The sequence below is a fragment of the Paenibacillus vietnamensis genome (assembly GCF_020169515.1).
Lineage (GTDB): Bacteria > Bacillota > Bacilli > Paenibacillales > Paenibacillaceae > Pristimantibacillus > Pristimantibacillus vietnamensis.
Genome location: NZ_JAHMHW010000001.1, coordinates 348,269 through 370,311 on the forward strand (window position 1 = coordinate 348,269; position 22,043 = coordinate 370,311).

The 22,043-nt window shown below is 57.3% G+C and carries 15 protein-coding genes; 13 read left to right on the forward strand and 2 right to left on the reverse strand.

Annotated elements, in window-relative coordinates; all coding sequences use genetic code 11:
• The first annotated feature begins 16 nt into the window (after nt 1–16).
• From KP806_RS01355 to KP806_RS01395, 9 genes are all read left to right on the forward strand, one after another.
• Entirely contained in the window at nt 17–901 is an 885-nt protein-coding gene (locus KP806_RS01355; RefSeq protein WP_224721760.1) for a carbohydrate ABC transporter permease, read from the forward strand.
• Between the two features lie 90 nt (nt 902–991).
• The gene (locus KP806_RS01360; protein WP_224721761.1) at nt 992–2,587 is read left to right on the forward strand and encodes an extracellular solute-binding protein; all 1,596 of its coding nucleotides are present in this window, start codon (nt 992–994) and stop codon (nt 2,585–2,587) included.
• A 300-nt stretch (nt 2,588–2,887) separates the two neighbouring features.
• Nucleotides 2,888–5,230, forward strand: coding sequence for a helix-turn-helix domain-containing protein (locus tag KP806_RS01365; RefSeq protein ID WP_224721762.1), 2,343 nt, complete (start codon nt 2,888–2,890; stop codon nt 5,228–5,230).
• 147 nt (nt 5,231–5,377) lie between these two features.
• The gene (locus KP806_RS01370; RefSeq protein WP_397376343.1) at nt 5,378–7,966 is read left to right on the forward strand and encodes an exo-rhamnogalacturonan lyase family protein; all 2,589 of its coding nucleotides are present in this window, start codon (nt 5,378–5,380) and stop codon (nt 7,964–7,966) included.
• A complete protein-coding gene (locus tag KP806_RS01375) occupies nt 7,963–8,637 on the forward strand; it encodes a DUF1961 family protein (protein ID WP_224721763.1) in 675 nt (224 codons plus the stop codon). Before KP806_RS01370 ends, KP806_RS01375 begins: the two co-directional genes overlap by 4 nt.
• 36 nt (nt 8,638–8,673) lie before the next feature.
• Nucleotides 8,674–9,474 carry a polysaccharide deacetylase family protein gene (locus KP806_RS01380; protein ID WP_224721764.1) on the forward strand — a complete coding sequence of 267 codons (801 nt, stop codon included), beginning with the start codon at nt 8,674–8,676 and terminating at the stop codon, nt 9,472–9,474.
• A 15-nt stretch (nt 9,475–9,489) separates the two neighbouring features.
• The gene (locus KP806_RS01385) at nt 9,490–10,755 is read left to right on the forward strand and encodes a hypothetical protein (protein WP_224721765.1); all 1,266 of its coding nucleotides are present in this window, start codon (nt 9,490–9,492) and stop codon (nt 10,753–10,755) included.
• 237 nt (nt 10,756–10,992) lie between these two features.
• Nucleotides 10,993–11,442 (forward strand): hypothetical protein, encoded by a 450-nt coding sequence (locus KP806_RS01390; protein ID WP_224721766.1) that lies wholly within the window; start codon nt 10,993–10,995, stop codon nt 11,440–11,442.
• A 298-nt stretch (nt 11,443–11,740) separates the two neighbouring features.
• Complete coding sequence (locus KP806_RS01395; protein WP_224721767.1) at nt 11,741–12,526, forward strand: DUF817 domain-containing protein; 786 nt, start codon at nt 11,741–11,743, stop codon at nt 12,524–12,526.
• 31 nt (nt 12,527–12,557) lie between these two features.
• On the opposite strand, the gene KP806_RS01400 is transcribed toward KP806_RS01395, so the two are convergent.
• Nucleotides 12,558–13,712 carry a GGDEF domain-containing protein gene (locus tag KP806_RS01400; RefSeq protein WP_224721768.1) on the reverse strand — a complete coding sequence of 385 codons (1,155 nt, stop codon included), beginning with the start codon at nt 13,710–13,712 and terminating at the stop codon, nt 12,558–12,560.
• Nucleotides 13,713–13,834: 122 nt separating this feature from the next.
• Between KP806_RS01400 and KP806_RS01405 the strand changes: the two genes are divergently transcribed.
• From KP806_RS01405 to KP806_RS01415, 3 genes are read left to right on the forward strand one after another with little or no spacing between them, the layout of a single operon-like run.
• Entirely contained in the window at nt 13,835–14,965 is a 1,131-nt protein-coding gene (locus tag KP806_RS01405; protein ID WP_224721769.1) for a glycosyltransferase family 4 protein, read from the forward strand.
• Between the two features lie 38 nt (nt 14,966–15,003).
• Nucleotides 15,004–16,299 (forward strand): metallophosphoesterase family protein, encoded by a 1,296-nt coding sequence (locus KP806_RS01410; RefSeq protein WP_224721770.1) that lies wholly within the window; start codon nt 15,004–15,006, stop codon nt 16,297–16,299.
• A gap of 3 nt (nt 16,300–16,302) precedes the next feature.
• Nucleotides 16,303–19,575 (forward strand): AAA family ATPase, encoded by a 3,273-nt coding sequence (locus KP806_RS01415; protein ID WP_224721771.1) that lies wholly within the window; start codon nt 16,303–16,305, stop codon nt 19,573–19,575.
• Nucleotides 19,576–19,601: 26 nt separating this feature from the next.
• On the opposite strand, the gene KP806_RS01420 is transcribed toward KP806_RS01415, so the two are convergent.
• Entirely contained in the window at nt 19,602–20,642 is a 1,041-nt protein-coding gene (locus KP806_RS01420) for a YkvI family membrane protein (protein ID WP_224721772.1), read from the reverse strand.
• Between the two features lie 111 nt (nt 20,643–20,753).
• On the opposite strand from KP806_RS01420, the gene KP806_RS01425 reads away from it, so the two are divergent.
• On the forward strand, nt 20,754–22,043 hold the full coding sequence (locus tag KP806_RS01425) for an ArsB/NhaD family transporter (RefSeq protein WP_224721773.1): 1,290 nt from the start codon (nt 20,754–20,756) through the stop codon (nt 22,041–22,043).

Below are 22,043 nucleotides of genomic sequence, written 5' to 3' on the forward strand. Positions count from 1 at the left end.
AAAGGAGAACCAGACTATGGCCAGAACCTACCGGACAGTGTCCGGCACCACGTTTGACGTCATCAATTATATCTTTTTGACAGTATTTGCAATTGCGGCGGTGCTGCCGTTCATTTACGTCATTTCCGGCTCGTTTGCGACGGATGCGGAAATTACGAGACGGGCGGTATTCCTCATACCCGAAACCTTCTCGTTAGCCGCTTATGAGTTTATTTTTTCGACGGATACGATTTTGAAAGGCATCGGCGTATCCATGTACGTTACGGTTTTCGGTACGATCGTTAACCTGTTCTTCACCGTAACGATGGCGTATCCGCTGGCTAGGCGGGGCTTGATGGGACGCAACGTCGTCCTCAATCTGGTCATCTTCTCCATGCTGTTCGGCGGCGGGATGATCCCTACTTATCTCGTTATCCGCGAGCTGAATTTGCTCGATTCTTATTGGGCTCTTATTTTGCCCGGCGCGATCAGCGCTTTCAACCTGATTATCGTAAAAAACTTTTTCCAGGAGCTCCCGCCCGGACTCGAGGAAGCCGCCAGAATCGACGGCTGCTCGGAGCTTGGACTGCTGTGGCGGATCGTGCTGCCGCTTTCGAAGCCGGTGCTTGCTACGTTCACCTTGTTTTATGCAGTAGGCCATTGGAACGATTTTTTCGCAGCGCTTCTCTATATTAACGATCCTGCCAAATGGCCGCTTCAAGTGCTGCTCCGCCAAATCGTGCTGCTGTCGCAAGCGGCGGCCGGCGATTTGAACTCGATGGATCCCAATTTCGTGAAGCCTCCGGACCAATCGATCAAAATGGCGGTTATCGTAGTCGGCACCGTGCCGATCCTGCTCGTCTACCCGTTTCTGCAAAAGCACTTTGCCAAAGGCGTGCTCATCGGCTCGATCAAAGGCTGATCCCGGTAACATTCGTACAGGTCTGCGGAGTGCTTGTCCGCCGGCGGACGATTTTACGATATAATACAAATAACTAAGGGAGGTACTTTCATGAAAGGAAATCGAAACAGAAACAAAAAATGGGCTTCGCTGCTGCTCGTTGGCACACTTACCGCAGGTACTTTGATCGGCTGCTCGCAGCAGGGCACCGGCGGAAACAATGGAAACGCAGGAGCCGCATCCCCTGATGCCACAGCGAATAATGCCGGCGGGAAAACGGAAGGCAAGCTTCCGATCAACATTATGCTGCCGATTTTCAAAACGAATTATCCGAAGGACGACAGCCCGGTTGCCGCGGAGCTGGAGAAAGCAACGAATACGGATATTCATTTCGAATGGGTGCCGAACGCTTCTTATAACGATAAGTTCAATATTACGCTTGCTTCCGGCAAGCTGCCGACGATTATGTACGTTCCCGACGTCAAATCGCCAAGCTTCGTGAACGCAGCGAGGTCCGGAGCGTTCTGGGAAATCGGTCCTTACCTGAAGGACTTCAAAAACTTGAGCGGCGCCAACCCGGTCATCCTGAACAACTCGTCGATCGAAGGCAAAAACTACGGCATTTACCGCGGCCGCGCGCTTGGACGTAACGGCGTATATTTCCGCAAGGACTGGCTGGATAACGTAGGCCTTACGGTGCCGACTACGGTCGATGAATTTTATAATATGCTGAAGGCGTTTAAAGAGAAGGATCCGGACAAAAACGGCAAAAACGACACGTACGGAATGGTGCTTGTCAAATGGACGGGCGGATGGGCCAGCGGCTTCGATACAATCAAGCTGTGGTTCGGAGCGCCGAACAAATGGGGCGATGTCGACGGCCAGCTCGTGCCTGAGCATCTGACGCCGGAATATTTGGAAGCGCTGAAATTTATGAAAAAGCTTTATGACGAGCAGCTGATCAATCAGGACTTCGCGGTCATGGATTCGGCGAAATGGACCGATCCGATCGTAAATAACCAAGCCGGCGTCATTATCGACGTCGTTGACGGAGCTGCGCGCGCCGACGATAAAATCCATGCCGCTCTTGCTGCGGTAGGCAAAGACCAGCCGGACGTTCACTACATGGATGTGTTCGGCGGCGTGAAGGGCGCGGACGGAGAGCTTCATACGCTTCCGACCTCCGGCTTCGCCGGCATGCTCGCCGTACCGAAGTCTGCCGTTAAGACGGAGGACGAGCTGAAGCGGGTGCTTGCGTTCATCGACCAGATTAACGAGCCGGAGCTGCAGACGATGCTGGGCTACGGCCTGGAAGGCAAGCACCATACGCTTGAAGGGGATGCGGTTGTCGTCAGCAAAGATTCGGTTCTGATGGAATCCGAGGTGGAAGGCCTGAACCAGATGCTGACCTTCATTCCGGAGGACCGGGCGAAGAAAGTGAAGCAGACTCCGCTGCGCATCAAGCAAACCGAGCTGCAAAAGGAAAACGAGAAGTATATCGTGACGAACCCGGCCGAGCCGTTCATCTCGAAGGTATACACCGAGAAGGGCGCACAGCTGGATAACATTCTGAACGACGCGCGGATTAAATTTATCGTCGGACAAATCGACGAAGCCGGCTACAAAGCGGCTCTCGAGCTGTGGAAGAGCAGCGGCGGCAACGATCTGATTAAGGAAATGAACGAGCTTTACGCGGCAAGCAAGTAAGCTGCAGCATGCATAAGCAGAGCCCGCCGGACCATGGCGGGACTCTGTTTTTTGCAATTCTAAGAATTTATAAGTTTCACACTCATATCCGCTTAGAATTCTTCGCGAAACGAAGCTTCGCCGCCAAAGGACGGCGAAGTCGTTTACGCTTGGGTTCTATCCTTCGAAATCGGGTAAATGCCAGGAAAAAAGGCTTGTTCATTTGCCGGACGCGTTATATTCTTGGACAATAGAATTGAATGCGGTTACAGTTATATGATATAGGTAAACAAATCCATTTCGAATTCGGTTGGTGAGAATATGCTAAACGCAATGAAGAAGGCAGTGCTGCAGTGGAGAAAAGAAAAGCCGGGCACAAAAGGCAAATTTTATAGAAAAAGCTTGGTTACGCTTCTTATCGTTTCCAGCATTCCCGGATTGATTACGGGGATGCTTGTATACAGCATGGCTGGCGGCAAGCTGGAAAAGGAGCTGCTGCAGCTTCATAAAAGCCAAATCGAGCAGCGGGCGCGCAACATTGATTCGCAGCTGACGAATCTGGAGCTTATGCTTTCCCACTGGGCTTTCGACAGCAAATTCGATTACAGTCTGGGAAATCGCGATTTCAAGAAGGACTTCCCGATCGCCCATGACATTACCAAGACGCTGCTCGTGATGCAGGGCTCCAATACGATGAATAAGGTCGTCGGTCTTTATGTGAAGGGCGGACCTTCGGTCCTGTTCGAGCCGGAATACGGGACGATCGCCTCGCAGGAGGAGCAGGCCGTGTACGAAGGGCTGCTGCAGCCGGGGCAAATGACGTACTGGACCAAGGCGGCGTTCGATCCGAGCCGGCCGCAGGAGAAGGAGCTGACGCTGGTTCATCAAGTTCCGGGAGGCAGCCTCCAACCTTTCGGCGTGCTGTTCATCCGCCTCGACAACGAGCGGGTAGGCGATATGCTGCGTACGATGACCCCGTATGACGGAGGAGAAACCTTCTTTATGCAGGACGGAGGGGCGTTATTCGCTTCGACGAACGGGAAAGGCGCCGATTCGACCTTCACGGCCGATTTACGGGAAAAGATCGCGGGCCGCGAAGCGAATGCAGGCTCGTTTTTCTTCGAGTACGACGGGGTCACCTATACGGTTACGTACGGCAAATTTTCGCGGATTGCAGACAGCTGGACCTACGTGACCGCTTCGCCGATCTCGAGCATAACGGCGCCGGTCGTCTTTATCTCCAAAATTATTTTCGGCGTCAGTCTGAGCGCCCTGCTGGTTGCCGCGCTGCTCGCGTGGTTTGCCTCGCAGCGGATCTATTCGCCGATCGGGCGTCTGATGACGGTGCTGATGGCGGACAAATCGTACGAGGAGGCGAAGGAAGACGAATTCACTCTGATCGAGCGGCAGTGGCATCACTTGAACAGGGAAAGCTCGGAGCTGCATACGAAGCTGACGGAGCAGCTCCCTTACGTGAACGAGAGCTTTCTGCATCAGCTGCTGCAGGGTTATTTGTACGCCTACTCGGAGGAAGAGCTGCTGTCGCGGATGGAGCGCTACAAATGGAAGGTGACCGGGCAGCGGTTTACCGTGCTCTACATGCAGCTGACGGGAATGACCAGTCTCGAAGGCAAATTCAAATACGGCGACGAAGGGCTGGTCACCTTTGCGGCCGTCAATATGATCGAGGAGTTTGCCGGCAAGCATTTCGAGCAAAGCCAAACGATCAATTTCCACGATCTTTCGGCCGGCCTGCTGATCGCGGCTCCCGACGACGGCAGCGGGAATGAGGCGCTTGAAGCGTTCGGCGAGGAGCTGACACTCGCGGTGAATCTGATCCTTAAGATGAAGCTGACGATTGCGGTAGGCGAGCCGACGGCCTCCATATCGCAAATTCCGCTGTCCTTCGAGGAAGCGAAACATGCGGCGAACCAGCGCGAATTCGGCAACGAGAATCAATGGATCGATATCGGGCGGCTTCACTCGGCCGGCGAAGGCGCGGACGAGCCTCAGTATCCGTTTACGCTGGAGCGGGAGCTGCTGCAGGCGCTAAGGACCGGACAGGAATCGACGGCGTACGAGCTGCTTCAGGCTTTCCTGGAGGCGCTGTCCTGCAAGGGGGCGAAAGCGGTCGACGTGCAGCAGGGCATGCTCCATCTGCTTGGCAGCGTGCAGCATGCGATGATGGTGTCCGGCATCCAGCCGACGCGCCTGTTCAAATGCGTCAACATGTACGAGCAGCTGTCGCAAATCCGGGAGCCGGAGCTGATTTTGGTCTGGTTCCGCGAACGCGTTTGCGAGCCGTTCCTGCAGGAGCTTGGCGCACGCTCGGATACGGGAGCGAAGCGCCTGATCGAGCAGGCGATGATTTATTTGCAGCAGCATTATATGAATGACATTTCGCTCGACCATTGCGCGGACCATATCGGGACCAACCCGTTTTATTTGAGCAAAACGTTCAAGCAGGTAACCGGGAAAAACTTCATCGACTATTTGACCGGAATCAGAATGGATAAAGCCAAAGAGCTGCTGCGCGAGTCTACTATGAAAATTAACGACGTGGCCGAGCAGGTCGGCTACCAGCACAGCTATTTCAACCGCATATTCAAAAAGCTGGAGGGGATGACCCCAACCCGCTACCGCGAGCTTAGTCAAGCGGATTAGAGGCCGCGCAATATAGTGCAAAACGGTTAAAAATGTGCAAAGCCCCGGCTTCCGGGGCGCAAAAAAGTCTGGTTGCAGGCAAGCCGGAGCCGCTCTAGGATAAACGTATTCATCACCATGAACTTTACCCTAGAGGAGGCTAATTCATTGACAGTTGAACAATCCGTTATGCTTCGCTGGTTGAAGGAGCCGGCCGCAGAAAAGGCCGGCATAACGTGGGGGATCCCGTGGAAGGAAGGCGAGCTGCTGCGCGGCGAGGAGCTGACCTTGCAGGAAGCGGACAGCGGCGAACCGGTAGCCATGCAGAGCTGGCCGACAGCCTTTTGGCCTGACGGCAGCATCAAATGGTCGGCTCATTCCGCCGTTGCAAATCCTTCTGGCCGGAGCGGCCTGAAGGTTGCGAAGGGGACGGGCGCGCCCGCCCGGCACCAGGTTACCGCCGAGGAAACGGAAACGGCGATTAAGCTGGATACGGGCGTTATGCAGATCGTGATCGGCAAGCGGGGTCAAGAGCTTATTGCGGGCATTTCGCGAGGCGGTTCCCTGCAGTGCAGCGGCGCAAGGCTGATTTCGATTAAAGAAACCCGAAGCCGCCTGACCGGGACGACCGTTACCAAGGAGGAGCCGTTTGCTTGCCGGATCCGTCATGCCGTCATCGAGCAGAGCGGCCCGGTGCGGGCCGTCGTGAAGGTGGAGGGCATGCACCGCCTGGAAAACGGATCGAAGGAATGGCTGCCTTTTTCCCTGCGTATTTATGTTTATGCCGGTTTGGAAACGATCCGCATCGTGCATACGTTTCATTACGACGGCAATCCGAACGAGGATTTCATCAAAGGTCTCGGCATGCAGTTCACGGTGCCGATGAAAGGGCCTCTTTATAATCGGCATGTAAGATTAGCCGGAGACGGCGGCTGGTTCAGCGAGTCTCCGAAGACGCTGCACACGCGCCGGACAAAAGGCAAATACAGAGAGCTGTTCGAGCGCCAGACGCGCGGCGAAAGCGTCCGGTTCGACGAGGAGGAGGACCGGTATTTCCTCGGCCTGCTGGACGATTCGGCCGTATGGGACGATTTCAAGCTGGTCCAGCGTTCGTCGGAGCATTACGGCATTTGGAAGCGTACTCAGCAGGAATGCTGCTGGCTGAAGTCTGCCGAAGGCCGGCGTTCCGGCGGTCTTGCCTATATTGGCGCCGAAGCCGGCGGACTGGTGGCGGGGCTTCGACATTTTTGGCAGAAGCATCCCGCCGGCCTGGAAATTTCCGGTACGTCCGGGTCAGCGGCAGAGCTCACGCTCTGGCTCTGGTCACCGGACGGAGATGCGATGGACCTTCGCCATTACGATACGAAAACCCACGTGGAATCGTCGTACGAGGGCGCGGAGGAGCTGAGGGCGACGCCGTACGGAATCGCGAACACCAGCGAATTGATGATCTGGTGTACGGAGGAGACGCCGGGTCCGGAGCTGCTCCGGGCGATGGAGAGCCAGCTGGCTTCGCCGCCTGCGGTTGCCTGCACGCCGGAATATTTGCATGAAACGAAGGCATTCGGCTTATGGAGCCTGCCGGACCGCAGCACGCCGGAGAAAGCGCTGCTAGAGGAGCGGCTGGACGGGATCGCGGCCTTCTACATGAACGAGGTGGAGCAGCGGAAGTGGTACGGCTTCTGGGATTACGGCGATTTCATGCACAGCTACGACCCGGTCCGGCACGTATGGAATTACGATCTCGGGGGCTGCGCATGGCAAAATACGGAGCTCGTTCCGAATATGTGGCTGTGGGTTATGTTTCTGCGCTCGGGCCGGGAGGATTTGTTCCGGCTGGCCGAGGCGATGACGAGACATACGAGCGAAGTGGACGTGTATCATTTCGGTGAGTACGCAGGGCTCGGATCCAGGCATAATGTCGTCCATTGGGGCTGCGGCTGCAAGGAAGCGCGCATCGCAATGGCCGGCCTGCACCGTTATTACTATTATTTGACGGCCGATGAGCGCACCGGCGATCTGATGGATGCGGTGAAGGACGCCGATTTTTCGACGGTCAATCTTGACCCGATGCGCGCGTATTTCCCGAAGGACGAGCACAAAACCCATATCCGGATCGGTCCGGACTGGGCAGCCTTCAGCTCGAATTGGATGACGAGATGGGAAAGATTCGAGGACGAGGCGTACCGGGATAAAATTTTGACGGGCATCGATTGCGTGAAACAGGCGAATTTCGGCCTCATCTCCGGACCTACGTACGGCTACGATCCGGTTACCGGCGTCCTGACGCCGATGGGTGACGACAATTGGGGCCGGCATTTGGCGATCTGCATGGGAGCCCCGCAGGTCTGGTTCGAGCTGGCGGACATGCTGAAGGATCCGGAATGGGAAAGGCTGATGGCTGACTTCGGTCTGTTCTATTTGCTTCCGCAGGAGGAGAAGGATAAGCTGACCGGCGGCGCGATCAGCCACAGCCGCTTCGAGCACCCGGTGCTGAGCATTGCGATCGTCGCCTTCGGTGCCTTCTACAAGCAGGACGGGAAGGCGGCGAGAGCCGCTTGGGACGTGCTGCTGGAAAACCCGTTCGCCCGCGTCGATCTTCAAAGTGAAGCCAATCGCGTAATGTATGTGGATTCGCTGCAGGAGATCGACTGGATCAATACGAACGAAGCCGCTCAATGGTCGCTAAACACGATCATCAGCCTGGAGCTGATCGAAAATTGGCTGCCGCAAAAGAAGGAGGCGGCCGTGCGATGATTCCTGAGGAATGGAAGCTGCTGTATCATAATGCGCTGAACAAAGAGGATGACGTGAAGGAGTTCAGGCTGGAGGGAGACGCGGCCGTAACCTTTCCGATGGGGAGGCTGCGGCTGGAGAGCACGAGGAATCCGGAGGAAGGCCAGAAGGCGAATTTCGTCTTCTGGTGCCCGTTGGAGTTTCCCGCCGATCTTGCCATCACTTGGGAGTTCAGGCCGATCCGCGAGCCCGGTCTTGCCATTATGTTTTTTGCCGCGAAAGGAGCCGGAGGCGCCGATTTGTTCGACGGCAGCCTGATGCCCAGAACGGGCGAATACGAGCAGTATCATCACGGAGAGATGAATGCTTTGCATTTGTCCTACTACCGGCGGCGCTGGCCGGAGGAGAGGCGGTTTCATACCTGTAATTTGCGCAAAAGCTACGGCTTCCATCTGGTCGCGCAGGGAGCGGATCCGCTCCCGCCGGTTGCGGACTGCACAGGCTTTTACCGGATGAGATTAGTAAAACGCGGCGATAACGTCGAATTTTCGATCAACGAGCTTCCCGTGCTGTCCTGGAAGGACGACGGGATAACGTACGGAAAACCGCTTGGCGCGGGCCGGATCGGCTTCCGGCAGATGGCGCCTTTCATTGCGGAATATGCGAACCTGAACGTATACTCAATCGAATGACATTTGTTATCAAACGGAAGGAGAAGGTAGACGAACATGCCGAAAATATTGCTTTGTTTTCCGGAGGGCAGACATAAAGCGCTTACGCTGAGCTATGACGACGGAACGGTTGCCGACCGCAGGCTGATCGAGCTGTTGGGCCGATCGGGGCTGAAGGGAACTTTCCATCTAAACAGCGGACTGTTCGGCATTCCCGGACGGCTGACGGAGGAGGAAGCCGCCGGACTTTACGAGGGCCATGAAATTTCCGCTCACACGCTGACCCATCCGACGATCGCCAGATGTCCGCGGGAACAGATCGTACACGAGATTATGGAGGACCGGAAAGGGCTGGAGCGGCTGGCAGGCTATACCGTCCGCGGCATGTCTTATCCGAACGGTTCCTTTAACCGTGAAATCAAAGGAATGCTGCCGTCGCTCGGCATCGAGTATTCCCGGGTAGTCGAATCGACGGGAGGTTTCGGCATGCCGGACGATTGGCTGGAATGGAAGCCGACCTGTCACCACAAGGACCGGCTGTTGGAGCGGACGGAAACCTTTCTCGGCCTGCATAAGACGCAATACTTATATTTGATGTACGTATGGGGCCACAGCTACGAATTCGATAACGACAACAATTGGGAGCTGATCGAGCGTTTCTGTGAGCTTGCAGGCGGTCATGACGACATTTGGTACGCAACGAACATCCAGATTTTGGATTATGTAAAAGCTTACGGTCAATTAAAATTTTCAGCGGATATGAGCTTCGTGCAAAATCCGACGGCCGGCAGCATTTGGCTTAGCGTTGACGGACGTATCGTTGAGGTAAAGGGCGGAAGCCGAATCGATCTTGCATAGGAGGATGAAACCGGAATGAAAGTGGAGACGATAGACGCCGTTTTGCTTGAGAAAATCGATATTCGCGCAGCTGGACCCCGCTGCAAAATGCTGCTGGGCGACTTGAACGGGGACGGCCGCATGGAGCTGCTGCTGGTGCAGCCCGATGACCGGAAGGACGTGCGGTATATTCCGCATCAGGTGCAGTGCTTGACCGCATTCGATTTGAGCGGGAACCTGCTCTGGCAGACCGGGACACCCGATCCCGATCCGGGAAGCCACGGCTCGGACTATCCGGCCCAAATCTATGATATTGACGGCGACGGCAAGCTTGAGGCGCTGGCGGTCATGGACGGCAAATTCCAGGTGCTCGACGGGGCGACCGGCGAGCTGAAGAAAGCTTATCCGCTGCCTGATCCGCATGCCCATGACTGCATCATTATCGCTAATTTGACCGGCGGCAGCCGGGCCGGCGATATCATATTGAAGGACAGGTACCATAAGCTTTGGGCGATGGACAACGAATTTAATCTGCTTTGGACGCATGAAGGCAATCCGGGTCATTTCCCATGGGTGTACGATTTTGACGGCGACGGAAAAGACGAGGTCATGGCGGGCTACGACATGCTGGATTCGCAGGGCAAGGTGCTCTGGAGCTGCAAGGATCTGGACGATCACGCCGACTGCATCTGGGTAGGCGATGTGAACGGCGACGGGCGTCCCGAGCTGGTGATCGGCGGCAGCGTAACCGTTATGTACGACGCCGAGGGGCGCGAGCTGTGGCGGTATGAAGGCTCGGTGGAATCCCAGCATATTGCCCTCGGGCGGTTCCGAAAGGAGCTGCCGGGCCTGCAGGTGGCCGGACTGGACCGGCTCGTCCGCGAGGATGACGGCCTCGGCAAGAAGGGCAAGGACGCTTTGTTTTTGCTGGACTCGCAGGGCAAGGAGCTTTGGAAGGAAGACCGCAAGACGGACGGCTGGCTGACGATCATTGAGACGCTGCGCGGCTGGGAGCCGGATGCGCCGGATTACATTTTGGCCTACCGGAGAGGCGGCGGCGTCTATCCGGGCCTTTATGACGGCCATATGAATCAGGTCGTGCGGTTCCCGGCGGAAGGCTATGCAGCGCATGTGGATTTACTGGGCACCGGAACGGAGCAGGTCATCATTTATAGCGACGATACCGTCTCCATCTACGGCAGCGTCCGGCAGTCCTTAGGCGAGGACGCTTCCGGCGGGAAACCGCTTCCGCAGCCGAAGCGCCTGTACAGTTCGACGCTTTATCCGGGCGGAGAGGCGTAAACGGGAGTGGGAAGCTGAGACATGCAGGCATTGAGACGCTGAAGCTTCGGCGTTATTTGAAGAGAGCAGTTACGCTTGTCAGCGCACAAAACCTCATAACACCTTCAAGAAATGGAGCCTTGTCGTAAGATAGGGTGCCAGCCTTGAAGGTGTTTTTGCGTTGAGTAATGGGGAGTGCGAAACATTCTAATTGAGGAATACGTCTTACATAAACAAACCGATACGGGGGGAGTCTCATTGAACAAATTGAAATATATCAGAATTTTCCTATTGGCGGGAACAATTTTGAGCGGCTGCAGTCAATTTGGTCAAGAAAACAGTATATTGACCACTGGAGGAGTTGAAGAAGAAAGATTTAACGAAAACGATGCCATTGCGGTGGTATTAAATTCTCTGGCCAAAGATACCAACGAGTCATCTTCTTTCGTTTTTCCTTCTGAATCCGGAGAAACAAAACAGCTCGAAGCTGCAATAGGCGGCAAAGCCGGAACAACAACAAACGTGGAGTTAACTACGAATGTTGAAAAAAAGGACGAGTCTTTTATCGTCAAGCTAAATAAAGATTGGAATGTAACGGTAGGCAGCAAAGAAGTGGTCAGCTATTGGGAATATAAAGTGGACACCAAAGCAGGAGTAAAGCTTATAAAAAGTGAAGACAACGACAATAGGATCGCGTTAATCAAATAGTTCCATGAGCTTAGTTCCATGTGGAGAGGGTGAAATATTGAGTCGGGTAACTGCAAAAAGAGCAATAATCGTCATGCTTAGTATGGGGATCTGTATACTGTCCTTGAAGTAGAGTTATCCAGCATATATGTAAAGAAAAACGCCGTCGGCTGGTATGTCGCCTCCCGAGGTACTGCTCCATAAAACAAGAAATATAAAAGTCGCTAATTTCTCTTTTTCCAAACCCCTTGCCCATTTATGATGAGTGTAAGGATTAAAGGTTTTGTGCGATCAAGGGCATAGGGAGGAGAAGACACCATTGAAACCTTTCGTACAGCTGCTTCACTTTGGTTATCATCAGGCAATGAGCTGCATCTTTCCGGTTGCGATTTTTGGAACCTTGGCGGTCTCAAGCGCGATCGAGATGCCTTTCATACCTCGTTATGATGCCATTCTGCTTATCTTGCTTGGCGTGCAGTACCTCATGTACCGCAGCGGTTTAGAGACGCTCGACGAAATCAAAGTCATTTGTGTATTTCATTTGATCGGTTTGCTTCTGGAGATATACAAGGTATGGATGGGGTCATGGTCATATCCGGAGCCCGGGTATACGAAGCTGCTCGGGGTTCCGCTCTATAGCGGATTTATGTATGCAAGCGTAGCAAGCTTTATGTGTCAGGTATGGCGGAGACTGCGGATGGATATGACCGGCTGGCCCGGGCTTGCGTCTTCGGCACTGCTTGGCGGGGCGATTTATCTCAATTTTTTCACCCATCATTTTATTCCGGATTTTCGCTGGTGGCTGACGGCGCTTGTATTCATTGTCTTCCGGAAAACCTGGATCATCTATCGGGTAAGGACGAAAACCTATCGTATGCCCTTATCGCTCGCATTTATCATTGTCGGTTTTTTCATTTGGCTGGCGGAAAATATTGCCACGTTTTTTGATGCCTGGAAATACCCGGACCAGCACCAAACCTGGCAGCTCGTCAGCTTCAGCAAGATCAGCTCCTGGTTCTTGCTTGTTATCATCAGCGTCATTATCGTGGCTCAGCTCAAACATGTAAAAGCTGGCCGGACATCGAACAGCACGTTTCACGACTGAGAGTTCACAAAAAACAGAGTCATCAAGGACTTCATTTCCCGCTTTTTGCCTTGGCTGCCGCTTTATACGCCGTCACTTTGTTTTTGCCCGACTTCTTCGACACGTACATCGCTTCGTCGGCTTGCTTGATCAGCTCATGGAGCTCCTTGCTTTCCTTCGTCGTGCTGAAGCCGATGCTGACCGTTACCATCGTTTCCGATTCGATTCTGCGCCGGATCGATTCCGCCGCCGCCGCGGGCTTCACTTTCTCCGTGCCGATGCATGCGACCAGCTCTTCTCCGCCATACCGTCCCGCCGCCCCGTTGCCGCCCGTCTCCTCCTTCAATATGCCGGCTGCCTGCCTGAGAACGGAATCCGCCTTGTGATGCCCATATGTATCGTTCAACAGCTTGAAGTTATCCAAATCGCAAAAAATGACCGCCGCCGATTTGCTCTGACGAAGCAGGCGGGCGGCTCTCAGCTCAAAATGCCTGCGGTTATAAAGGCCGGTCAACCCATCCGCAATCGAGGATTGATAGGTAAGCTGCAAGCGGTCGAGCACCCACTCGAACAGCTGCACGAACAACAAGGCGCAATAGACGACCGGCAGCAGTCTGCCAAGGAGCGTCAGCCAGCCGACGGACTGTGCGAATGCATACGCATCCGCAAGCCGGGCGAGCTCGCCGGCGAAATACACGAGAAGCCCGGCGTAGTAGCTGGTGCCCATGGCCGCTGCTCTTGACCCGAGCATGATCATCAGGATGACGATGACGCCGTACAGATCGGCCGCAGGAAAGCCGAAGCCTGCAGACGCCGCCGAGGGACCTGCCGCGTACCCGATGCCGGCCGCCGCGAACGCCAATAGACCCATCGCAACAAAAGGAGCGGCTTTCAAATGAATGGAGCGGCCGGTATGTAATTTCATGAAAACAAAGTTTATAATGATAAATGAAACGATTTGCAGCAGGTATCGTCCCAAATAGAGCCGAGCGGATGCCGCAGCGCCCGTAACGGCGGACGCAGCTGCCGGCAGCTGCGCCGCAATCATAAGCAATAATGCGAGAATAAGCCATGAATAAAGCTGCTTGCTGCGGTAGCTGGCGTACAGCCTCAGCGACATAAGGAGCATGAGCAGTAAAATGACGGTTTGGGACGCAAGGAACAGCAGCCGGCTGTCCGGTCCCGCGAGCCATTGCGTAAAAGTCATAAAATAACCACCATTATGTAAGATTTGAACCCGCGCTTTACAGAAACATACGTTCTACTATATCATGTTTAACGGTAAACGAATAGATTAGCATTAGGATTTACGTTGAAGGGATGGGACGAATGAACATATTGCAGGCATTATTTTTTCCACCGGAGCAGCCGGGCGGAGTATCGTCGATGGTCCCGTACATTCAGGAAAGATTTTTGAAACTCGGCTGGCAGATGGAACTGTTTTCGCTGCCGAAGCGGGTGAGGGGAAAAGGTCAGGAGCCGGTCGTGTTCGATACCTTCGATCATACGGCCTTTAACGGTAATGCGACGGTCGACAAATATATACAAACCTACCAGGACTACGTCTGGTGGACGAAAATGCGCGTCAAAAAAAATTACGACATTATCCACGCGCATCACCCGATCGCCGCGCTTGTCATGAAGCAGCTGTTTCCCGACACGCCGCTGGCGGTTACGATCCACTCCAGCTATGAGCGGGAGCTTATTTTAAACGGAAAAATCAAGGAAGGCGGTCCGGAGCATCGATTTCTGATGAGCATTTACCGGGAGCTGGAAGTGAAGGCGGATCAGCTGCTGACGGTATCGGAGTCGTTCCGTTCCTATCTGTCGCCGTTCATCGAGCAGCCGGACCTTATCAAGGTTATTCCGAACGGTTTTGACGAAAAGAGATTCAAGCCCATCGCGCACGACAACGCGATTACGCAGCTGATTACAGTATGCAGGCTCGTTCCCGCCAAAGGGTTAGATGTGCTGCTGCATGCCTGTGCCATGTTGAAAAAGCAGGGCCATCCATTCGTGCTGCATATTATAGGGGACGGCCCGATCCGCGAGGAGCTGGAAGCGCTCGCTGTCAGCCTGGACTTATACGATGACATTATTTTTTACGGCTATATGCTGCATCCGGAGGAGTTCATGCCTTTCTTCGACGTTTTCGTCCTTCCTTCGCGCGCCGAAGCGTTCGGCTCCGTATTCGCGGAAGCGGCGCTGTGCTGGCTCGCTCTGGTCGGAACGAATGTCGGGGGCATCGCAGAGCAAATCGACGACGGCGTCAACGGCCTGCTCGTACCGCCCGAGGATCCGGCCGCGCTTGCCGCTGCGCTTGAGAAGCTGGTTACCGATCCGACGTACCGGTACAACCTCGCCAGGTCGGGCTGGGATAAGGCGAAGAAGGTCTATTCGCTTGCGCGCGTCATTTCGCAGCTTAAGAAGGTATATATTCAGATGAAACCGGAGGAATAGCCAAAGGCGTCCATTTATAGAAGACGGGAGGAGATCACGTGGCTGAACCGTTTCGATTCATTCATGCCGCCGATTTGCATCTGGATAGCCCGTTCCGCGGTCTGGCAAGGGCGCCGGAGCGGGTCCGGGAGCAGCTCGCGGAATCGACCTTTGCGGCGCTGCGGCGGCTTACGGAAGCCGCCTTCGATACCGAAGCGGATTTTATCGTGCTGGCGGGGGATTTGTTCGACGCGGCCGACCGGTCGCTTAAGGCGCAGCTGATGCTGGTCCGGGAGTGGGAGCGGCTGCGGGAGCACGGGATCGGGGTGTTCGTCATTCACGGCAATCACGATCCGCTGAGCGGAGCGGGGGCAAAGCTGAAGCTTCCGGACAATGTGCATGTGTTTGGCACTGAGCAAGTGGAATGTCGGCCGGCCTATCGCAGAAGCGGTGAGCTGGCCGCTTTTGTTTACGGCATTTCGTACGGCAGCAGAACCGTGACGGAAAATTTGGCCGCCCGGTACCTCGCCCGGCCCGGCGCGCCGTTTCATATTGCGCTGCTGCACGGCAATGTGGGCGGACATGCGGCGCATGACCCTTACGCGCCCTGCTCGCTGGAAGAGCTTACGCATGGCGGAAAAGGCATGGACTATTGGGCGCTTGGCCATATCCATACGAGGCAGGTTCTCCATGAATATCCGCATGCCGTCTATGCCGGCAATATTCAGGGCCGCCATCCGCGCGAAGCCGGTCCGAAGGGCTGTTATCTGGTCGAGGTGTCGGCGTCCAGAGAAGTCCGGCTGACCTTCAAGCCGCTGGACCAGGTGCGCTGGCTCGAGGCGGAGGTCGGCATCGGGGAGCTGCAGACGGAGCAGGAGCTGTTTGAGCTGCTAGCCGCAGAAGCTGAACGGCTGGCCGCGGAGCATGCCGGCGGCGGGCTGATGCTTCGCTGCCTGCTCACGGGCAGGGGGGCGCTGCATCAGACGTTGTCAAGCCGGACAGTCGTACGTACGCTGCTTGAGCAGCTGCAGGACATCGGACCGGCACATGCGGATTGGGGCTGGATCCATGTCTATGAGCTGGAGGTACGGACGGGGCTGCCGATCCATTGGGCGGAGCTGGAACGGGAGGACAGCTTTTCGGGCGAGCTGTACCGGTTAAGCAAGCGGCTGGAGGCCGATGAAGATCTGTGGCGGTCATTTGCGGAATCGGCGGTTGGTCCGCTTGCGTCTCACGCCAAGCTGGGCAAATACATAGGCCGCGCTCTGGACGAGCTGCCCGGGCGCTGGCTGGAAGAAGCGCGCGAGCTGACGCTTGGACTTGTGCAGGGGACGGAATCGGAGGAACGGGGGTGAGTCATGAAGCTGTATCGAGCGGAAATTGACGGCTTCGGACAGCTGCAGCGGAAGGAGCTTTCTCTGCATGCGCCGGTCGTCGTTGTTTACGGTCCGAATGAAGCGGGCAAAAGTACGGTATTCGGCTTTGTCAGGACAATGCTGTACGGCTTTGCGAAGCGGGGTCAGGCAGCTGACCGGCAGGAGCCGGTCAACGGCGGCCGGCATGGGGGCAGGCTTTTTTTTGAGGCTGCGGACAGGGAAACGTATGTGCTCGAGCGTTATGCAGCGGATAGCTCGGGAAAGCCAAAGCTGCGGCTCCTTGGACCGGGCGGCGCTGACGGGCCGAATGACGTCCGCGTACTGACTCAGGCGGAGTGGGAGCAAAGCTATCTTGGAGGTGTAGGCGAACGCCTGTACCGCCAATTGTTTGCAGTTACGCTTAGCGAGCTGCAAGAAGTAGGCGCTTTGTCCGGCGAGGAGCTGGGCCGTTACTTGTACCAGGCAGGCTGGGAAGGCGGCAGGGCGATCGCCGCCGCGGAGAAGCGGCTGATGCAGGAGATGGACCGGCTGTTCAAGCCGCGCGGGACGAATCAGCAAATGAATCGGCAGCTGCAGTCGCTCGAGCAAATCGAGGCGGCCCTGCGCAAGCGGGCCGATGCCATCTTGTCCTATAACGAATGGATGGAACAGCTGGATGCGGTCGAAGCGGAGCTCACTACGGCGGAAACGGAGCTGCCCGCCGCGGAAGCAAGGCTGCTGCTGCTGAGCAGAGCCTGCGCAGGCCGTTCGCTCTGGCTTCGGAAGCAGGAGCTGCTTGTCGAGCGAGCTGCGGCGGCATATTCCCTTCAGCTGCCCGAAGATGCAGACAAGGCATGGGAGGAGCTGCTTAGGCTGCGCGAAGGGCGCCGTGCCGAGGCTGACGGCATCCGGCGGGAGCTGGGCCGGATTGGCCTACAGCTGCAGGAGATCGAATACGAGGAGGAATTGATCCGTTTGGGAGGCAAGGCGGAAGCGCTGCTGCAATCGTCGGAGCGGATCGGCCTGTTGAAGGAAGAGAGAACGAGGCTCGAGACAGAGCTGCAAGAGCATGACGATGCGATTGCCCGGCTCGCCGGCGCCATCGCTCCGGAATGGACGGAGCGGCGGCTGCGCGAATTGCGGATTACCACGGCCGATCGCGAGTATGTCCGAAGCATGCAGCAGCGGCGGCTCGAGCTGCTCCGCGCGGAGGAGCGGCTGTTTGCGGAGCGGGAAGGGCTGAAGCGGGAGGAGCGCGAAGCCGCTCAAGCGCTTGAGCAGGCGGCTGGAGCGCTCGCCGCGGAGGAAGCCGGACAGCGTGAGCGGGACAGCGGCTCACCGTTTGCGCTGCTGCCGCTGAAGCGGGAAGCGCTGGCGGAGGTGTGGAACGCCGCGGACCACGCGCTCCGCGAGTGGGAGCTCGAGCGCGCGCGCGAGGACGGCGCCGCCGGTGCCGGCCGCAGCGCCGGAGCGGCGGGCCGGAGCGGAGCCGTTGCGCTCTGGGCAGCGTCTGCCGGCGCAGGCGGAGCGGCGGTGGCGCTTGGCGCAGCCGCGCTGAGCGGCGCTTGGGCCGGCGCTTGGGCCGGCGCTTGGGCCGGCGTTGCCGCGCTGGCTATGGCGGGCGCGGCACTCGCCCTTGCCGCGCTGGCGAAGCGGCGCGGCGGCAGCTCCGCACGGGCTGGAAGCCGTGCGGAGGAGGCGCGCGCGGGGCGTTCGCGCGCGCGGCGGGACGGCCGGGGAGCGGCAGCGGACCCCGGCCCGGGGGATGCCGAGCAGCGGGTGCGCCGCGCGCTCGAGGGGCTGCTGCGGGAGCCGGGCATTGCGGCGGACGCGCTGCTGCTTGCGAGGCGCGGGCGGCGCAGCCCGGCCGAGCGTCCCGCTGCCGCGGAGCGGACGCTCGCGCAGCTGCGGGCTGCCGTGGAAGCGCGGCAGGAGTCGCTGCGGCTGATCGAGCGCCACGCGGAGCGGCATGACGAGCTCGCGCGGCGCCGCGACAGGCTGCGCGAGCACGGCGCGGAGCTCGGCATTGCGGCGGCCGCCGCCGAGCGGAACAAGCAAGCCGCCGCGGCCGAATGGGCCGCTTGGCTTGCGAAGCGCATGCTGCCGCCGGAGATGTCGCCGGAAGCGGCGCTCGAAGCGTTCGAGCTTGCCGGGCAGGCGCTGCAGCGGCTGCTCCAATACGACCGGCTGGCGGCCAAGCTCGACGCCGCCGGCAGCCAAATCGCCGCTTTCGCTGCGCAAGCGGCCGAATTATGCGGGCCTCTCGAGGAAGCGCGAAAGCAGCTCGCCGCTGACCCCGTGCTCGCCTTGCGGCTGCTGCTTGCCGAATCCCGGCGCCACGCGGCAGCCGCGGCGGAGGAGCGCGGCTTGCTCGAGCGCCGCGCCGCGCTGCACCTCAGCCTGCAAGCGGCGGAAGCCGCCCTGCAGGAGCTGGGGAACGCTGCCGCCGCAAGGCTGGCGGCAGCGGGCATCGAAAGCGAAGCCGGTTACGAAGCGGCGCTTGCGCACCGGCAGCTGGCGATCCGGCTCGATATCGAGCTGTCCAGGCTGGAGCCGGAATGGACGGCGGGCTTGCCGGACAACCGGATTGCCGAGCTTGAGGAGCTGTGCGCTTCTAAGGAGGAAGCGGAGCTTCAGGCCTTATTCGCGGACGCGGAAGCAGCCGCCAGGAGTCTTGAGCGGAGTAGGCGGGATGCTTTGGAACGCAGGGGAAGCTTAAGGCAATCGGTGGAGCATTTACTGCAGGAGGAGGAGCATCGCCGGCTGCTTGAGCAAAGGGCGATGGCGATATCCGAGCTTGAGGCGGACAGCGAGCGGTATGCGGTGCTGGCGGTCAGCGCCGCGCTGATCCGGGGGACGAAGCGGATCTACGAGGAAGAAAGGCAGCCTGCCGTGCTGCGCAGAGCCTCGCAATATATTTCCCGTCTGACGGAAGGGAAGTACATCCGGGTCGTGTCGACGCCGGGCGAGCCCGGCATCAGGCTTGAGACGGCGGACCGCCGGCTAATTGACAGCAGCGTTCTGAGCCGCGGCACGGCGGAGCTCGTCTACCTGGCGATGCGCTTCGCACTTGCCGAGGAAGCGGCCGGGCCCGTCAAGCTGCCGCTTATGCTCGACGATGTATTCGTCAACTTCGACCGGGGACGGCTTCGTGCGGTGGCCAAGCTGCTGGCGGAGCTTGCCGGGGAGCGGCAGATCATTGTCATGACGTGTCACGGCCACATTCGCGACGAGGTGCTGGAAAGCTGCGCGGATGCGGAGCTGGTAGAGCTGTAAGCCGGATCCGGAGCAGTCTGGGTGCTCTACTCCGGCACGGCTTTTTTGCGGATAATTAAGGCGAGCCAGCCGAAGCTGATGAGTCCGAACAGAGGGTACAGGGTGGAGAGCAGCATGCCGAAGCCGATTTGGCTGGCGAAGTAGCATACGGTGAGAATAAGCAGCACGATAACGCTGCGGTTCCATTTCAGCCGTTCGTGAAGCTGAAGCGTCAAGCCGTAAATATCCGCGATCAGCGTCGTGAAGATTTCGGCGAAAATAATAAAAATATAAATGAACTGCACGCTGTGTCCGAGCTGCTTGGCAATGCCGCCCATCGGGATCGCATACTGCTCAATGCCCGGCATATGCACCGACAGTGCGATATGTCCCGAAAGCAGCATGAAGCCGATTCCGATGCCGCCGATCCAGGAGCCGGCAACGATCGTTTTCCGGTCGCCGATTTCGGAGCCGAGCGGTACGAGCACAGCCTGCGACATCGACAGATTGAAGGCGGTATACAGAAACGGCGAGGCCCAGGCGGCAAATATCGAATGGTCGCTGGGAAGCGTCATGAACTTATCGGCTCCGGGAGTCTGCAGCGTGTTCATGATGATCAGCACGGTGAACAGAAGCATGACCGGAACGACGATCGTATTGACCGTGAGAATCGCCTTCATTCCTTTTCGCAGCAGGAAGTAACAGGCGGTTACGGTAATCAGCAGGCCGGACTGGTAGGAAATGTTCCAGTGCTCATAGAAGATCGTACCCGCGCCGGCCAGCATGACGGCCGTCACGCCGAGCAAAATGACAAGCATAAAGTGGCTGATATACCGGCCGTATTTTTCGCCGAACAGCGCTTTGTTGAGATCCTCGTACGATTTGGCGCGGATATCGCTTGCGATGAGCATCATTTTTGTACCCAGCCAGATGAACAAAACCGTTGCCAGAGCGATCGTAACCGTCCCCCAATAACCGAAGCGCGTAAAAAATTGCAAAATTTCCTGGCCGGTGGCAAAGCCCGCCCCGACTACGGTGCCCATATAGGTCGCCGCAATTTGCAGCACCTTTCCCAAACGCTTCCACATGACTACCTTCCTCCGTTCCAACAGCCTTGTATACTTAGAAGGTATGTCCAAGAGCGGACAGGCATGACTTTTTTCAAAAACTATAGAATCAGCAGCATAGGAGCCGTTTTTATGTCGATGTTCATTACCTCTGCCGTTTTCATAGCAGCGCTGGCGCTTATTTTGTGGAAGCCGAGAGGCCTCCACGAGGCGTTCGTCGCCCTTGCGGGCGCGGCGCTGCTGTTTCTGGCCCGGCTGCTGGAGCCGGAGGATGCCGCCTATATATGGGGATTTGTCTGGAACGCGACTTTCTCCCTCATCGGCATCATGCTTTTTACTTCCTTGCTGGACCAGAACGGCTTTTTCCGCTGGGCGGCGCTCCATCTCGTCAAACGCTTTTACGGCCGGCAAATGATCCTGTTCGTCGGCTTGTCTTTGCTTGCGGCAATCATCACGATTTTTTTCAATAACGACGGTACGATTCTCATTATGGTGCCGATCGTGCTTGAGGCGACGGCGCTGCTGAAGCTGTCGAGGAAGGGGCGGCTTGTCTTTTTGCTGGGCGTCGGTTTCATGGCCGACACGGCGAGCGCGCCGCTTATGATGAGCAATTTGACGAATATATTGACGGCGGATTTTTTCGGCATCGAATTCGGCGAATACGCGTCCAAAATGCTGCTGCCCGGCCTGATTGCGATTGGGGCGACGCTTGCGGTGACGAGCGCTTGTTTCCGGAAGCCGATCAAACGCGAAGAAAGCCGGGAGCTTGACCCGGGATCGTTCCCGGAGCCCGCTTCGGCTGTCCGCAATCGTCGATTATTCTGGTTGTCATGGGTAAATATCGTCCTGATGATGGCCGGTTATATGCTATCTGAACGGGCAGGCATACCGGTCGCTGCCGTCGCTCTATCCTGCGCCGCGATCCAATGGGCTGCTTCCCGGCCGGCAGGGCTTGCTCCGTTCAAGCAAACCGTGCTTCGCGCCCCGTGGCTGATCATCGTATTTGCGCTCTCGATGAATCTGATCGTTTACAGCCTCCATGTTCACGGCGCGACGGCCTGGTTTCCGGCCGTTATCGCTCCGGCATCGGACAAGAGCGAGCTGCTTGGCATCTTCGGCTCCGGAATCGTCTTCTCGCTGCTGTCGGCGGCGGTCAACAATCTGCCCGCGGTATTGATCGCTTCGCTTGCTATCGAGCAGGTGAACGGACCTAGCTACTTGCCCTATGCCAGTCTGCTTGGAGCATCTGTCGGCGCAAAGCTGACGCCGATCGGGTCGCTCGCCACCCTGCTATGGCTCCAATTGGCCAGGCAGGGCGGCGTCGAGCTGAGCTGGCGCGAGTATTCGAAGTACGGCCTGCTGCTTACGTTCCCGATCCTATTGCTGGCGCTGCTCGGCTTATGGCTGCTGGACTGGGCATAG

Coding starts and splice junctions, on each gene's coding strand:
- KP806_RS01355 (WP_224721760.1), top strand. CDS start 17: ATGGCCAGAACCTACCGGACAGTGTCCGGCACCACGTTTGACGTCATC.
- KP806_RS01360 (WP_224721761.1), top strand. CDS start 992: ATGAAAGGAAATCGAAACAGAAACAAAAAATGGGCTTCGCTGCTGCTC.
- KP806_RS01365 (WP_224721762.1), top strand. CDS start 2,888: ATGCTAAACGCAATGAAGAAGGCAGTGCTGCAGTGGAGAAAAGAAAAG.
- KP806_RS01375 (WP_224721763.1), top strand. CDS start 7,963: ATGATTCCTGAGGAATGGAAGCTGCTGTATCATAATGCGCTGAACAAA.
- KP806_RS01380 (WP_224721764.1), top strand. CDS start 8,674: ATGCCGAAAATATTGCTTTGTTTTCCGGAGGGCAGACATAAAGCGCTT.
- KP806_RS01385 (WP_224721765.1), top strand. CDS start 9,490: ATGAAAGTGGAGACGATAGACGCCGTTTTGCTTGAGAAAATCGATATT.
- KP806_RS01400 (WP_224721768.1), bottom strand. CDS start 13,712: ATGACTTTTACGCAATGGCTCGCGGGACCGGACAGCCGGCTGCTGTTC.
- KP806_RS01405 (WP_224721769.1), top strand. CDS start 13,835: ATGAACATATTGCAGGCATTATTTTTTCCACCGGAGCAGCCGGGCGGA.
- KP806_RS01415 (WP_224721771.1), top strand. CDS start 16,303: ATGAAGCTGTATCGAGCGGAAATTGACGGCTTCGGACAGCTGCAGCGG.
- KP806_RS01420 (WP_224721772.1), bottom strand. CDS start 20,642: ATGTGGAAGCGTTTGGGAAAGGTGCTGCAAATTGCGGCGACCTATATG.
- KP806_RS01425 (WP_224721773.1), top strand. CDS start 20,754: ATGTCGATGTTCATTACCTCTGCCGTTTTCATAGCAGCGCTGGCGCTT.